This is a genomic window from Streptomyces sp. SAI-170 (assembly GCF_049739565.1).
Taxonomy (GTDB): domain Bacteria; phylum Actinomycetota; class Actinomycetes; order Streptomycetales; family Streptomycetaceae; genus Streptomyces.
In genome coordinates this window covers 7,896,781-7,910,817 of record NZ_JBMGQD010000001.1, presented here as the reverse complement: position 1 = coordinate 7,910,817, position 14,037 = coordinate 7,896,781, and the positions used below count along the sequence as shown (strand labels likewise).

The 14,037-nt window shown below is 72.3% G+C and carries 11 protein-coding genes and 1 pseudogene; 8 read left to right on the top strand and 4 right to left on the bottom strand.

All coding sequences use genetic code 11. The annotated features are described in order from the left end of the window. Positions 1-221 precede the first annotated feature (221 nt). The 5 genes and pseudogenes from RKD23_RS35520 (at position 222) to RKD23_RS35500 (ending at position 4,444) form a co-directional block, all read left to right on the top strand. The gene (locus RKD23_RS35520; protein WP_424857455.1) at positions 222-2,519 is read left to right on the top strand and encodes an FtsX-like permease family protein; all 2,298 of its coding nucleotides are present in this window, start codon (positions 222-224) and stop codon (positions 2,517-2,519) included. Positions 2,520-2,555: 36 nt separating this feature from the next. Then, positions 2,556-2,744 (top strand): annotated as a pseudogene (locus tag RKD23_RS35515) (signal peptidase I); the annotation flags it as partial. Between the two features lie 74 nt (positions 2,745-2,818). Further along, positions 2,819-3,136: an antibiotic biosynthesis monooxygenase family protein gene (locus RKD23_RS35510; protein ID WP_424857454.1), complete on the top strand. Its 318-nt coding sequence runs from the start codon at positions 2,819-2,821 to the stop codon at positions 3,134-3,136. Positions 3,137-3,245: 109 nt separating this feature from the next. Beyond that, positions 3,246-3,956, top strand: coding sequence for a VC0807 family protein (locus tag RKD23_RS35505; protein WP_424857453.1), 711 nt, complete (start codon positions 3,246-3,248; stop codon positions 3,954-3,956). Further along, the gene (locus RKD23_RS35500) at positions 3,953-4,444 is read left to right on the top strand and encodes an SMI1/KNR4 family protein (protein WP_424857452.1); all 492 of its coding nucleotides are present in this window, start codon (positions 3,953-3,955) and stop codon (positions 4,442-4,444) included. The genes RKD23_RS35505 and RKD23_RS35500 overlap by 4 nt, the downstream gene beginning before the upstream one ends. Here the strand turns inward: RKD23_RS35500 and RKD23_RS35495 are convergent. Then, positions 4,428-5,396 carry an esterase/lipase family protein gene (locus tag RKD23_RS35495; protein ID WP_424857451.1) on the bottom strand — a complete coding sequence of 323 codons (969 nt, stop codon included), beginning with the start codon at positions 5,394-5,396 and terminating at the stop codon, positions 4,428-4,430. The two genes, RKD23_RS35500 and RKD23_RS35495, sit on opposite strands and share 17 nt — an antisense overlap. Positions 5,397-5,680: 284 nt before the next feature. Between RKD23_RS35495 and RKD23_RS35490 the strand changes: the two genes are divergently transcribed. Continuing rightward, entirely contained in the window at positions 5,681-6,928 is a 1,248-nt protein-coding gene (locus tag RKD23_RS35490; RefSeq protein WP_424857450.1) for a helix-turn-helix domain-containing protein, read from the top strand. A 27-nt stretch (positions 6,929-6,955) separates the two neighbouring features. Here the strand turns inward: RKD23_RS35490 and RKD23_RS35485 are convergent, their stop codons facing one another. Together RKD23_RS35485 and RKD23_RS35480 are read right to left on the bottom strand one after the other, a co-directional pair. Further along, positions 6,956-10,342, bottom strand: a complete 3,387-nt coding sequence (locus RKD23_RS35485; protein WP_424857449.1) for a CARDB domain-containing protein — start codon at positions 10,340-10,342, stop codon at positions 6,956-6,958. 212 nt (positions 10,343-10,554) lie between these two features. Then, the gene (locus tag RKD23_RS35480; RefSeq protein WP_404047384.1) at positions 10,555-11,565 is read right to left on the bottom strand and encodes a LacI family DNA-binding transcriptional regulator; all 1,011 of its coding nucleotides are present in this window, start codon (positions 11,563-11,565) and stop codon (positions 10,555-10,557) included. A 131-nt stretch (positions 11,566-11,696) separates the two neighbouring features. On the opposite strand from RKD23_RS35480, the gene RKD23_RS35475 reads away from it, so the two are divergent. Further along, complete coding sequence (locus tag RKD23_RS35475; RefSeq protein WP_424857448.1) at positions 11,697-12,287, top strand: DUF6461 domain-containing protein; 591 nt, start codon at positions 11,697-11,699, stop codon at positions 12,285-12,287. A 35-nt stretch (positions 12,288-12,322) separates the two neighbouring features. Here the strand turns inward: RKD23_RS35475 and RKD23_RS35470 are convergent, their stop codons facing one another. Further along, positions 12,323-13,237, bottom strand: coding sequence for a LysR family transcriptional regulator (locus tag RKD23_RS35470; protein ID WP_424857447.1), 915 nt, complete (start codon positions 13,235-13,237; stop codon positions 12,323-12,325). 171 nt (positions 13,238-13,408) lie between these two features. On the opposite strand from RKD23_RS35470, the gene RKD23_RS35465 reads away from it, so the two are divergent. Continuing rightward, positions 13,409-13,963, top strand: coding sequence for a dihydrofolate reductase family protein (locus RKD23_RS35465; protein ID WP_424857446.1), 555 nt, complete (start codon positions 13,409-13,411; stop codon positions 13,961-13,963). Positions 13,964-14,037 lie beyond the last annotated feature (74 nt).

The window sequence follows — 14,037 nt, the reverse complement described above, 5'->3', positions numbered from 1 at the left end:
GGGACTGGTGTGCCGGGCTCACGGGCTGACGGGCGGCCCCCGGGGACAGATGTGCGGGGCTCAGGGGCTGGTGTGCCGGGCTCACGGGCTGACCTGCGAGCCCCGGGGACAGATGTGCCGGGCTCACGGGCTGACGCGCGAGCCCCAGAGGCCGGCATGCCGCGGGTCTCAAGGACCCACATGCGGGTGGACGACGTACGCGCGAGGAAAGGCTGACGCCGGTGCGAGCGACTCTGCGCTGGGCGCACTCCGATCTGCGTACGCACCGCGGCGAGGCGCTGTTCCTGGTGCTCGCGACCGCGGGCGTCGTCGTGTCGCTGCTGCTGGCCGCCGCCCTGTTCGGGTACGCGACCAACCCCTGGCAGCGGGTGTTCGCGCAAGGCGGCGGTGCCCACGTGTGGCTGCACACCGCGCCGTCCTCCGATGCGGGCAGGCTGTCCGGGCTGGACGGCGTGGACTCGGTCGCGGGGCCCTATCCGGCGGCCTCCGCGACCGTCGCCACGCGCGGCGCCCGCGCCTCGGTGGAGCTGCGCGGCACGCCGGAGCTGCCCGAGGTGGGCCGGCCGCTGCTGGCCTCGGGGAACTGGCTGGACACGGCGACGCCCGACGGGGTCGTCCTGGAGACCCGGCTCGCGCGGTCCCTGCTGGCCGAGCCGGGTGACACGCTGACCGTGCCCGGCAGCGCGCGCCGCTTCACCGTCGTCGGCGTCGCCGACAGCGCCGAGCCGCCCTACCGTGCGGGCGAGCGGCCGGGGCTGGTGTGGGCGCTGCCGTCCGCGCTGCCCGACCCGGACAGCCAGGTGATCGGCCTGCGGCTGCGGGACCCGGACGACACCGGGTACGCCGTCCAGCGCGCGGTGACCGTGCTGGGCGCCGGGGCCATCGGAGAGGTGTCCACCTGGCAGCAGGCCCGGGCGGAGGCGCAGGGCGACAACCGGCTGCTCGGCCAGGTGCTGGGCCTGTTCGGGCTGGGCGCGCTGCTGGCCGCCGGCTTCGCGGTGCACGGGGCGATCGGCACCCGTATCCGCGGCCATCTGCGGGACATCTCCGTGCTCAAGGCGATCGGGTTCACGCCGGGCCAGGTCGTCCGGCTGTTCCTGCTCCAGCATCTCGCCTACGCGCTGCTGGGGGCGGTGGCCGCCGCCGCGCTCACCCGGGCGCTGGGCAGCCGGGTGCCGGGGCGGCTCGGGGACGCGGTCGGGGTGTGGCAGGGGCTGCCCGGGCAGACGGTGACGTTGTTCGTGGTGCCGGTCGCGGCGGTGCTGTTCATCGGCGCGACGACCGGGCTGGCCGCGTGGCGCGCGGGCCGGGTGCCGCCGGTGCCGGTGCCGCGTCCCGCGGCGTCGCGGGGCGGCCGGCTGTCGGGCGCGGCCCGCTGGGCTCTGGGGCCGGGGGTACGGGGTGTGCGGGTGCCGCCCGCGCTGGTGCTGGGCTGGCACCGGGCGTTCGCGCGCGGTCCGCGTTCGCTGACCGCGGTCGGCCGGCTGGCGCTGCCGCTGCTGCTGATCGTGGTGGCGATGAGCGCCTGGACGACCATGGACCGCTTTGACAGCAGGCCCGAGCAGGTCGGCCTGCCCGCCGCGCTCACGGTCCACCCGGACTCGTCCCTGGACGCCCTGCGCACCGAGGCGATCCTCGACGGGGACCCGCAGGTCGCGGCCGCGCACCCGGGCGTGGAGGTGGCCGCGCTGGTCCCCGGCCAGACGGAGACCATCGCCCTGCGCGGTCTCGGCACCCGCCGGGAGCCGTATCCGTACGCCCTCGCGGAAGGCCGCGCGGCCCGCGGGCCCGACGAGGCGGTGGCGGGGCAGGGGCTGCTCGACCTGCTGGACGTACGCGTCGGCGACTGGGTGCGGATGACGGTCGGTGATCAGCCGCAGATCCTGCACATCGTCGGCCGCAGCATCGAGCCGGACAACGCCGGCCGGGTCATCTCCACCTCGCTCGACACCCTGCGGGAGAACGACCCGGGTCTGCGCCCGACCCTCTACCAGGTCCGTCTCGCCCCCGGCGCCGATCCGCACGAGGTCGCCGACCGGCTCGCCGCGGCCGGTCACGGCAGGCTGGACGTGCACGCGGTGACCAACCCGGTCGACGGGCTCTCCCCGCTGCGCGAAGTCGTCCTGGGCCTGATCGCCGTGCTCGCCCTGATCGGGCTGGTCGAGCTGCTCACCGCGATCGGCGGCACGGTACGGGAGTCCGAGCGCGACCTGCTCGCCCTGAAGGCCATCGGCCTGTCGCCCCGTCAGATCACGGCGATCACGGTCACCGCGACCGGCTGTACGGCCCTGACGGCCGTGCTGCTCTCCATGGCTCTCGGTCTGCCGCTCGCCCACTGGCTCATCGACGCCCAGGGCCGCTCCAGCGGCATCGGCGCCGGCATCGCCCAGGGCCCCTCCCCCACCCTCCTGCTCCTGCTCTGCACCGGCGCCGTCCTCGGCGCCGCCGCCCTCGCCGCCCTCCCCGCCACCCGCGCGGCCCGCCGCCGCCTCGCGGACACACTGAGCGCGGTGGCGTGAGCGGCCTCGCGGCTCAGTGCCGGTAGCGGGCCGCTTACGGCCCTGCTGATCCTCGTCAGCGGCCGGTTCCGGGTCACCTTCCCCGACCGTACGGTCCTGCTGGCCGAGCAGGGCGACTACGTCGTCTGGGGCCCGGGCGTGGACCACTCCTGGCACGCGGAGCGCGAGTCGGTCGTGCTCACGGTGCGCTGGCCGTCGCTTCCGGGGTACGCCGTACCGCGGTAGGCGCGGGCCCGCGCTGTGGCCCGTAGGCCCATGGCGGTCGTGGGGTGGCGGTCGGGATGCGGCAGGATGAGGGTATGAGCGTCGTCAAGATCAATGTACTGACCGTGCCCGCCGAGCAGCGTGAGACGTTGGAGCAGCGCTTCGCCTCGCGCGCGCATGCGGTGGAGAACTCCGACGGGTTCGAGTGGTTCGAGCTGCTGCGTCCGGTGGAGGGCACCGACACCTACCTCGTCTACACGCGCTGGCGGGACGAGGAGGCCTTCCAGGCGTGGATGGAGGGGCCGATGAAGGCGGCCCACCAGGGCGGCGGAGACCGGCCGAAGCCTGCCGCCAGTGGTTCCACGCTGTGGTCGTTCGAGGTCGTGCAGCAGGCGGCGCCCAAGGGCGAGTGACGGCCAGTCCGTTCTTGGTGATCATTTTGTGTGGTCGTGGTGTCCCCCGCACAGGTCGCTGCCGTACGGTGTCGCACGGCAACGACCAGCCGTTTTCAGGGGGAAAACCGTGTCTCGTCAGGACACCGCCACGACCACGCAGCCGCAACGCACCGAGCGTCCCGCTCCGCCCGCCCGGTCCCGGGGTGCCGCGCTCGGCGGCTGGATCCTCACGCTCGCCTTCAACGTCGTCGCGCCGATCCTGACGTACAACACGCTGCGCGACCACGGCTGGAGCGAGTTCAGCGCGCTGCTGCTCAGCGGGGCGTGGCCGGTGCTCGACACCGCCGTGCATGTGGTGTGGCGGCGGCGCGTGGACGAATTCGCCGTCGTGACGCTGGTGTTCCTCGTCATCACGGCCGTGGTGTCGCTCGTCGGGGCGCACTCCGCGCGTGCCCTGCTGATCAAGGACTCAGGTGTCACAGGGCTGTTCGGGCTGCTGTGCCTGGGGACGCTGCTCGCGCCACGGCCCCTGATGTTCTACTTCGGCCGGAAGTTCGCCACCGACGGCACCCCGGAGAGCACCGCGTGGTGGAACGGCATGTGGCAGGCGGAGGGGTTCCGCAGGACGCTCACCGTCATGACCGCGGTCTGGGGCGTGGCGTACTGCGTGGAGGCCGGCGTGCGGATCGCGCTGGCGTACACGCTGAGCACCGACACGATGGTGGTCCTGAGCCCGGTCCTGATCTACGGCGTCCTGGGCCTGCTCGCCGTGTGGACCGCGCTGTACGGCAAGCGGGCCCGGCGCAGGGGTGAGGCGCTGGCGGCGGCCGCCGCGTGACGACGTACGCGTGGCGCGACCTGCTCCAGAGGTGGCGCGACGCCTGGCTCCGGCACGAGCAGGAGGGCGCCGAGCCGCTCCCCGAGGAGGTGCGCCGGGCCCTCCGGCTCGGCACCCGCCCGGCCGACCCCGCGGAGGTCGGCGCGCTGGAGGAACGGCTCGGCGCCGAACTGCCGCCGAGCTACCGGCAGTTCCTGCTCACGAGCGACGGCTGGGGCCCCGCCACGTACGAGATCGAGCGCGTCCTGCCGGTCCGGGAGGTCGGCTGGACCTCCGGGTTCCTGCCCCACGCCCTGAAGGTCGCCGGCTCCCCGGACTCCGACGATCTGTATCTCCTCGACCCCCGGGTCGTCGGCCCGGACGGCGAGTGGGAGGCCTGGCATGTCGTCCACCATCCCGCGGGGGCGGCCTTTCGGCACAGGTCCTTCTGGGACTTGATGAACGGCGAGTCCCTGAGCTTCGCCGCTCAGCTCACCAGGTGGGGATGACCGGCCCGGTCAGCGGCAGGACCACCTGGCACGGCAGCGGGCGCTTGTGCCGCGGGTCCAGGGAGTTGAGGACGTGGGTGAGGACGACCGGGTCGTAGGAGGCCTCCAGGTGGTCGGTGCCGTCCTTCCAGCAGGTCTGCTGGAGGTGGATGTTCTCGACCGTCGCACCGGGTCCCGCGGTGAGGTAGCCGTTGGTGTACGGGGTGACGATCTCGTCGTACTGGGTGGCGATGACGGTGTAGTCGACGCCGGGGACGGTGTCGCCGCCGGCGTCCAGGGCGCGGTTGAAGTCGGAGCCGATCTGCTGCTCCACCAGTGCCGGATGGTCCTTCTGCAGAAGGCTGTTGGTGGGTTCCAGGGTGTGCAGGACACGGCCCAGTTCGGTGATGCCGCTCAGGGTGGTGCCGTGGTTGGAGGGGGTGATGCCGATGAGCTGGTCGACCTTGTCGGCGGCGCCGGGGAAGTTCTTGAGGTAGTAGCGGGGCACGGGGCCGCCGCCCTGGGAGTGGCCGACCAGGTCCACCTCGGCGGCGCCGGTCTCGGCCCGTACCCGGTCGACGAAGCGGGCGAGCACGGCCGCCCCGTCCACCATGGAGCCGACGCCCTGGACCGGGTCGTCCGCCGAGGAGCCGCCGTAGCTGAAGGCGAAGACGCAGTAGCCCTCGTTCGCCAGCAGCGGGGCCGCGCCGCGCCAGATGTCGTTCATGTTCTCCATCGTTCCGTGCACCAGGACGACCGGCTCGGGGTGCTCCGCGGAGGGGGTGCAGTCCCAGTCGTTGGCGCCGGGCGGGGACTCGGCCGGGTGGTGGAACCCGTTGGTGAATCCCACAGTGAAGTTGTATTCCACATGCAGCGAGTCGTCCGCGCCGTACACCGTGCCGCCGGTCGCGGCGAGCAGTCCGGTGGCCGTGGCGCCGGCGAGCAGTGCACGGCGGAATGTGGCTCGTCTCATTTCCAGTTCCGTCCCTTGTTCTGGAATAGCGAAGCGTCGGGGCAGCGAAAGTAGGAAGGAACCGGGAGCGGCGGCAATGGGCCGCGCTCTTCTTCACGGGTGCCGCTCAGTCAGATGTCAGCTCCGTGTGTTGCGGGATCGTAAAACGCTCATCCATGTGCGCGCTTCGGCGGACGATGAGGCGCTGCGCTGCGGCAAAACACGAGGACAGGCTTATTAGCACTGCTAGTTGACTTGGGCCTGAAGCCTTGACCCGCCGGTGACTTGAACACATAATCCGGGGGATGACGACGACGGGGACGGCGGCATCGGGAGCGAGCCGCGGCACGGGAAGGGACTCCCGTGGCGGCCCGTGGACGGCCCTGCCCCGCCGCCTCGGAGCCGAACTCCAAAAAGAGAACCGCACGGTCGCGGCCGAGATAATCCATGAGATCAGGGCGCAGATCCCGGAATTCTCCCGTCCGTTGTCGGGTTCGTTCGGAGCCGCGCTGCAACAAGGCGTGGAGACCGCCCTGCTGGAATTCGCGGAGCGCGTCACATCGGCGGGCGGTCCGGTGGAATCCGCCCATCTTTCGGTCTATCGGGCGCTCGGCCGAGGCGAGTCGATCGAGGGCCGCAGCCTGGACGCGCTCCAGGCCGCCTACCGGCTCGGCGCCCGTATCGCCTGGCGCCGCTACGCGCGCGTGGCCCGGCGGCAGGCCCTCGGCACGGAGGCGGTCGCCCTGCTCGCCGAGGCGGTGTTCACGCACATCGACGAGATCGCCGCCGTCTCCGTGCAGGCCTATGCGGACGCCCAGGCCGACGCGGCCGGGACCGTCGGCCGGCGCCGTCACCGTCTGCTGATCCTGCTGACCTCGGGCGACCCCGACCCCGAGGCCCTCGACCGGGCCGCCGCCGAGGCCGACTGGCCGCTGCCGGACAGCGTGGCCGCCGTCGCGCTCGGTCCCCCGACCGCCGCCCCGCCCGACACGCCGGCACCGCCGCGCGCCCTGCGGCGCAGCCGGCTGCCGGAGCCCGTGCTCGCCGACCTGGAGAGCTCCCAGCCCTGTCTGGTCGTACCGACCCCGCATCTGCTGCTCGCCGACCCGCGGTTGCAGCAACTGCTGCGGGAGACGGGCGCGGTCGTCGGGCCCGCCGTACCGCCCGCGCAGACGGCCGACTCGCTGCGCTGGGCGCGGAGCCTGCGCGAGGCGGGTGCCGTCGCCGGGCCGGACGCGCCCCCGGTGACCGCGCCCTCCCTCGCCCGCCTCCTCCTGCTGGCGGACCCGGCGCTCGTACGGCTGATGGCACACCGGCGCCTCAGACCGCTCGCGTCCCTCACCCCCAAGCAGCGCGAGCGCCTCGCCTCCACCTTGCTGGCCTGTCTGCAGACGCCGCACGGCACCGCCCCGGAGATCGCGGCCCGGCTCGGCATCCACCCGCAGACCGCACGACAGCGCCTGCACCAGGTGCAGCGGCTGTTCGGCGAGGCCCTCACCGACCCGGACGCCCGCTTCGAACTGGAAGCCGCGCTGCGGGCGACACTGGGCTAGCGCACCGGGGTGCGCCGGCCCAGGTGGTCAGCCGGTCCTGTTGATGACGAACTGCGAGCCCGGTTCGACGACCACGTCTCCTTCCGCCGAGCCGGAGATCGTCACGTTCGTGAGGGTGGCGCTGCCGCGGGCGCCGCCCATCGCGAGGATGCCGGAGCCGCCTCGGGAGTCCGTGATGCGGACGTCCCTGATCTGGACGCCGGGTGTCGCCCCGCCGCCGTTCTTGAACTGGATGCCGTCGTACGTCGAGTCATGGATCTCGGTGTCCCTGATGGTGACGCCGGGGATGTCGGTCCCGGCGGCGAACAGGGTGATGGCGCCGAACTCCTGGGCCTCGCCCCAGAAGGCGCCGCCGGTGCGGGTGAGGGTGTTGCCGGCGATGAGGGTCTGCCCGGAGAAGGGCAGCGGGTCGTGGTCGGTCGCCAGCATGATGCCGGGGTAGTTCATGGTGTCGGCGACGAGGTTGTTCTCGATGGTGTTGCCGTGACCGCCGTAGATCGCCAGGCCGTTGGCCCGCCAGGGCAGTTGGACGGTGTTGTTGCGGAAGTGGTTGTCGTGGCCGATGTCGACGGCCGGGTCCTTGACGTACTTGCTGGCCCAGACGGCCAGGGCGTCGTCGCCGGTGTTGCGGAACGAGGAGTTGTAGACGGTGGAATTGCGGGTGCCGTTGGCGAAGTTGATGCCGTCGGCGTAGGTGTTGCGGATGCGCATGCCGGTGAACTCCAGGCCGTCGCCGGGGCCCCAGAGTTCGGGGATGTCGGAGTAGTCGCGGCCGGCCCAGACGGCGACGTTGGCGTGCTCGATCCAGACGTTGGAGATCTTGGTGCCCTTGCCGAAGCGGCCGTTGAGGCCGACGCCGCCCTCGGCGTTGCCGTCGCCGCCGCGGATGGTGCCGGAGCCGAAGATGGCGAGGTCGGAGATCTGGGTGTTGTCGTCGATGTCGAAGCCGAAGTTGCCCTCGTGCGGATGGTTGATGCCGCCCGCCTGGTGCGGCGGGGTCAGGGTGTACAGCTGGGAGTGCCACATGCCCGCGCCGCGGATGGTGACGTCCCGGATGCCGACCTGGTTGTAGCCGCCGCGATCGAGGGGGTCGTCGGTGAGGATCTTCTGCTCCTGCCGCCACTGCCCGGCCGGGATCCACACGCAGGCGATCTCGCCCTTCTGGTCGGCGGTGACGGCCCGCTGGAGGGCGTCGGTGTCGTCGATGCCGTCGTTGGGGACGGCGCCGTACTCGGTGATGGAAGTGCACGCGGCCGGCTTCGGCGCGGGCGGCGCGACCTGCTCGAGGTCGATCAGGTCGAGGATGTAGAAGGCGGCCCGGTCGTCGGCGTCTCGTTGCAGCCGGAACCTCGTGCCCGGCGGGTAGGTCCCGGACAGCAGTGCGTGGGACTCGTCGAAGAGCCTGCGGGCGTCCGTGCCGGGGGTGTTGGTGAGTCCCTCGGGGCTGTCGGTGTTGCCGTACAGCCAGCTGTGCTTGGACGACAGGGTCAGTTTCCGCGCGAAGGTGCCGTCGATGTAGAGGCTGATGGTGGCCTCGGCGCCGCCTCCGCCGGCGGCGTCCGGGATCGAGTTGCGTACGACGACGGAGTTGGCGGCGTTCGTCGAGGTGAACTCGACGTACTCTCCGGTGGAGTTGAGCCGTACGGAACGCCGGCCGGAGGACTCGGTGGCGAAGTTGGTGTGTCCGAAGGTGCGCTTGGCGTCGGCGGTGAGCAGGGTGCCCTGGTAGCGGGCGTCCTCGGCCTCGTACTCGGTGTAGGGGACGGCCGCGCCCCGGCCCACGACGAGGGAGCGGGCGAAGACGTTGTTGTTCTCGTCGGTCTCGGTGACCGTGCCGGTGGCGTCGGCGGTCGCGGTGAGGGTGACGCCGCCGTCGGTGGCGGTCCAGGTGCCGGAGACCGGCACGGTGACGGTCTCCCCTGCGGCGACCGCGCCGGTGGTGCCGTCGAGGGTGGTCGTCCCGGCGGTGAGGCGGGTGACCGTGCCCGCGGGAACGGCGGTGGTGCCGCGGTTGTGCACGGCGACGGTGAAGGACACCGGCGCGCCGACCGCGGGGGCGGCCGGGTTGCTGGAGATGCCGGTGACCCGCAGGTCGGGTCCCGGGCTCTGACCGACGACGAGCTTGCCGGCGGCGGTGCGGCTGTTGTTGCTGTCGTCCTGCTCGGGGACCGTGCCGGTGGGATCGACGACGGCCGAGACGGTGTAGGAGCCCATGGGCCGCCTGCCGACGGTGACCGGCACGGTCGTGGAGGCCCCGGCCGCCAGCGCGGGGACGGACGCGGAGCCGGCGACGGTGCCCTCGACGCTGACGTTCACCGTGGTGGCGGGGGCGGCCGCGGTCCCGGCGTTGCGGACCGTGGCGTTCACCGTGACCGGGTCCGCCTCCGAGGGAGCGGCCGGGGTCCAGGTCAGGTCGGCGACGGTCAGGTCCGGATTGGGCGCGGCCGTGCCGACGACCTGGAGCTCGGCGACCTGGCCGCCGGGGGCGCCGGTGTTGGAGAAGAAGGTGAGCCGGATGTCGGCGTAGCGGCCGGTCACGGGGATGGTGACGGTGTTCTGCCCGGCCGACGGGCTGAAGGCGTAGTCGGCCCGCGCCTTGAGGGAAGTGAAGCCGGACGCGGACTGGGCGCGGCCGAGCACCTCGACGGACTGGGTGCGCGGCCCCCAGACGGGGTCGGGGTTCAGTTTGACCACGACCGCGGTGAGGTCGGCGTCGGCGCCGAGCTTCACGGTGAGGCTCGACGGGAACCCGGCGGACTCCCAGTAGGTGCCCGTGTTGTCGTCGTTGGCGTTGGCGGCGACGAAGTTCTGTGTCGTCGAGGTCGCCTCGACGGGCTTGTTCCGCGCGAGGTCGGTGCCCTGCGGGGGCGGGTCGACGGGGCCGCTGTCGCCGTAGACCTCCAGCTCGGACAACTGGGCGGCGTTCCAGCCGGAGTTGGCGCTCACCTGTACCCGGACGTAGCGGGTCGTGGCGCCTTCGAGGGTCAGGGTGACGGTGTTCGCCTGGGACGGGGTGAAGCCGCGATCGGCCGGGGCCGCGAGTGTGCTGAAGGCGCTGCCGTCGGTGCTGCCCAGCAGGGACAGCCGCTGGGTGCGCGCCTCCCAGGTGGTGGGGAGTTTGAGCACTACGCGGTCGACGCGGACGCCCGCGCCGAGGTCGACCTGTACCCATTGCGGGAACGCGCCCGTCGGGCCTTCCCAGTACGACTGCTGGCTCCCGTCGGTGACATGGCCCGCCGGGTAGCCGGGGTGGGCACCGCCCGCGCTCGCGGGCCTGCCGAGTGCGACGTTGGTCTCCTGCGCCGCGGCGGTGCCCGGTTCCCCGGCCGCGTGGGCGGCGACGGGCAGCAGGGCGAGCAGGACGGATATCAGCACGCCGACGGACAGCCGTCGGCTCGGATGTTTCCCTCTCATGGCGATCTCCCATGACGCTATGCACGTATTTTTGAGTGATGCAGTCAATCTTTTGCGTCGCTGGGGGGACAGGTTTCTCTGGGGTCACGGCTTTGTCAACGGATGTGACGGCATGGGGAGTTGAGGATCAAGGTGGTGCGAGGTCACAGAAATGCCGAGGCACCGGCCCGGGGTGTCCCGGTGCCGGTGCCTCGGCGAGGGTGCTGGGGCGGTCAGCCCATGGGCGCCTGGGCGGTGGAGCCGCGCACGACCAGCTCGGGCTCGAAGAGCAGCTCGCCGGGGTGCGCCTGCGTGCCCTGGATCTGGGCGCACAGCAGCTCGACGACCGCGCGGCCCATCGCCTCGATGGGCTGGCGGACGGTGGACAGCGGAGGTTCGGTGCAGCTCATGAAGGCGGAGTCGTCGAAGCCGACGACCGACACGTCGGCGGGCACGGACAGCCCACGGCGCCGGGCGGCCCGGATCGCGCCGAGCGCCAGCGGGTCGCTGGCGCACACAATGCCGGTGACGCCCCGCTCCAGCAGCCGCGCAGCCGCGGCCTGGCCGCCCTCCAGCGAGAAGATCGACCGTACGACGAACTCGTCCGGCAGGCTCCCGCCGGACGCCTCCGCCACGGCCCGCGCGGCCGCCAGCTTGCGGCCCGACGGGACGTGGTCGCCGGGGCCGAGGACCAGGCCGATGCGCTCGTGGCCCAGCGAGGCCAGATGCCGCCAGGCCTGCTCGACGGCGACGGCGTCGTCGCAGGCGACACACGGGAAGTCGAGACCGTCGATGGAGGCGTTGATCAGGACCACGGGGATGTTGCGCTCGGCCAGTTGCCGGTAGTGGTCGTGCGGCGCGTCGGCCTGGGCGAACAGTCCGCCGGCGAACACCACGCCGGACACCTGCTGCTGGAGCAGGAGCTCCACGTAGTCGGCCTCGGAGACGCCGCCCTGCGTCTGGGTGCACAGCACCGGCGTCAGCCCCTGCTGGGCCAGCGCACCGCCGATCACCTCCGCGAACGCCGGGAAGATCGGGTTCTGCAGCTCCGGCAGCACCAGGCCCACCAGTCGGGCGCGCTCACCGCGCAGCTGGGTCGGCCGCTCGTAGCCCAGCACGTCCAGCGCGGTCAGCACGGACTGCCGGGTCGCCTCGGACACACCGGGCTTGCCGTTGAGGACGCGGCTGACCGTGGCCTCGCTGACTCCCACCTTCTTGGCCACCTGGGCAAGTCGTCGTGTCATGCACGCAAGGCTAGCGCAAGTCGCGCAAGCGGGTTGCGCGATCGCCCGCTCCGACCGGGGTCAGCCACGCAAGCCGTTGCAATCGAGCGCAAGCCTGGGCCGTGCCGTGCGGCTGTGGCAGCATCCGCGTCATGATGTCTGACGACGCCGACCGGGGTCTCGAACTCTTCCGGGCCGGGGACTTCCCGCTGTACACACTGACCTTCGTACGGGATCTGCCGCCGGACGAACTGCTGCGCCGTATGGGCGTGGACGAGGAGACCCTGGCGCCACGTGACGCGCGGGAGTTGTCGGAGGAGTTCGCCGACGACTTCTACGACGCCGACGAGCCGGTCGTCACCACGGGCAGCGACGGCGGCTGGACCTGGGCCTGGGAGCAGGGCGGCACGCACGGACTCGACGACCGGGTCCTGCGGGCCGTGTCCGCGGGCACTCGGGCGGTGGTGCTGCACCACAACGAGAAGCCGATGGACCGCTTCCGGTACGCCGTGGACAGGGAGAGCGTCGTCGACTTCGACACCCTGGGGCCGGTCCGCCCCGTGGGCGGTGACCCCACGCGACTCGACCCCTTCATGCGGCCCCTCGGCCTGGTGCCCGGCGGGGTCGCGCCGCTGTACTCCGTCCTCGCCCTGTGCGAGAACGCCTTCGGCATCCGCCTCGCCCGCCCCGCCGAGTCCGACGAGGAGCGCTGGAGCGGGAGGCTGCTGCCGCTGCCGTACTGAGCACCTCGGGCGCGTGGCGTTCGTCGAGGCCCTCGTCAGTCGTGTGTGGCCGCCAGGTAGATCCGCTGCGCCACCTGCACCGCGGTCGCCGCGAAGGCGCGGACGACGGGTGTGTTGCGGGACTTCGGCCAGACCGGGGCCCAGTCGACGGGCGGTGCGTCGGTCAGGGGCAGGCAGACGATGTCGGGGCGGGCGTAGAAGCGGTCGACCTGGGCGCCGACGATGACGGCGCCCTTGCCCGCGCCGATGAGTTGCAGGGCCTCCTGGAAGGTGTGGAACTCGGCCGCGTAGGTGATCTGCTGTCCCCGGTGGGTGCGTTCGGGGTGGCGGTCGCTGAGCCAGTCCCCCGGGACGGTTCCGGCCAGCCTGAGGAGCGGGATCGCGGCGAGGTCCTCCAGCGTGACGGAGGACCTCCGGGCGAGGGCGTGCCCGGCCGGCACCGCGAGCATGCGGGGCTCGGAGATGAGCACCGGCCCGACGACGAGGTCGGGGGCGTCCAACGGCAGGCTCAGCACGAGCAGGTCCACCTCACCCTCGCGCAGCCGCGCCAGCGCCTCGGCGACCTGCGTCTCGCGGACGTGCACGCGGCAGCCGGTCTCACGCTCGGGGAACAGGTCGGCGGCCTGGTGGACGACCTGCCCGGCCGCCGCGCCGACGAAGCCGACCCGCAGTTCCGCCTCGGGGCCACGCACGGAGGCCCTGGCGCGTTCCAGTCCCTCCTGGATCTGCTCGTAGGCCGGCCGGAGGTCCTCGTGGAGCCGGTGACCCAGGGGGGTCAGGCGCACCCGGCGGTTGGTGCGGTCGAACAGGGGCGCGCCGACGCGTCGTTCGAGGGCCTTGATGGTCTGGCTGATCCGGCCGGTGCTGACGTGCAGCCGGGCGGCCGTGCGTCCGAAGTGCAACTCCTCGGCGAGGACGAGGAAGGCCTCCAGTTCGAGACGTTCCAGCATTCCCCGTGCCCCCGTCCGGATCGGTGTCCCGTGCGTTGAGTCCCGCTAAACGAGCCTTACCGTATCGAACGTTGTTCGCCCTGCGCCGGTGGCCGAATCTGATCGGGACAGCGCCGCTCCGGCCGAACAGAGCGGCGCCACATGACGGATGCACTCAGTCAGGAGCGCCCCATGGGCAGGATCGTCGCCCTCACCTATCTGTCCCTCGACGGCGTCATGGAGAGCCCGGTGTGGACGGGCCCCTACTTCAACGCCGACCACGCCAAGTACGCGCACGGCCGGCTGTTCGCGGCCGACGCCCTGCTGCTGGGCCGCACCACCTATGAGGGCATGGCCGCCGCCTGGCCCCGTATGGAGGAGTCGGAAGGGGAGTTCGCGGTCCGCATGAACGCCCTGCCGAAGTACGTCCCCTCCACCACACTCCGGCAGGAGCAGGCGACCTGGAACGCCACGGTGCTGACCGGCGACCTCGCCACCGAGGCCGCCGCGCTCAAGGAGCGGCACACCAAGGACATCCTGGTCTACGGCAGCGGCGAGCTGACCCTGTCCCTGATCGAGCTCGGCCTCGTCGACGAACTCAAGCTGTGGCTGCACCCGGTGATCGTCGGCAAGGGCAAGCGCCTCTTCCCCGAGGGCGCCCCGGCGACGAACTGGAGGCTCGCCGCCACGCATGCCTTCGCGACCGGCGCGGTCGTCCTGGACTACCGCCCGGCGGACAGGGAGTGACAGCCGGCCATGGCGGCGTCGTCGCAGTGGGTCGCACCCCGTCCGAGGTCGCACGGGCCGCGGGAGGCCGGAGA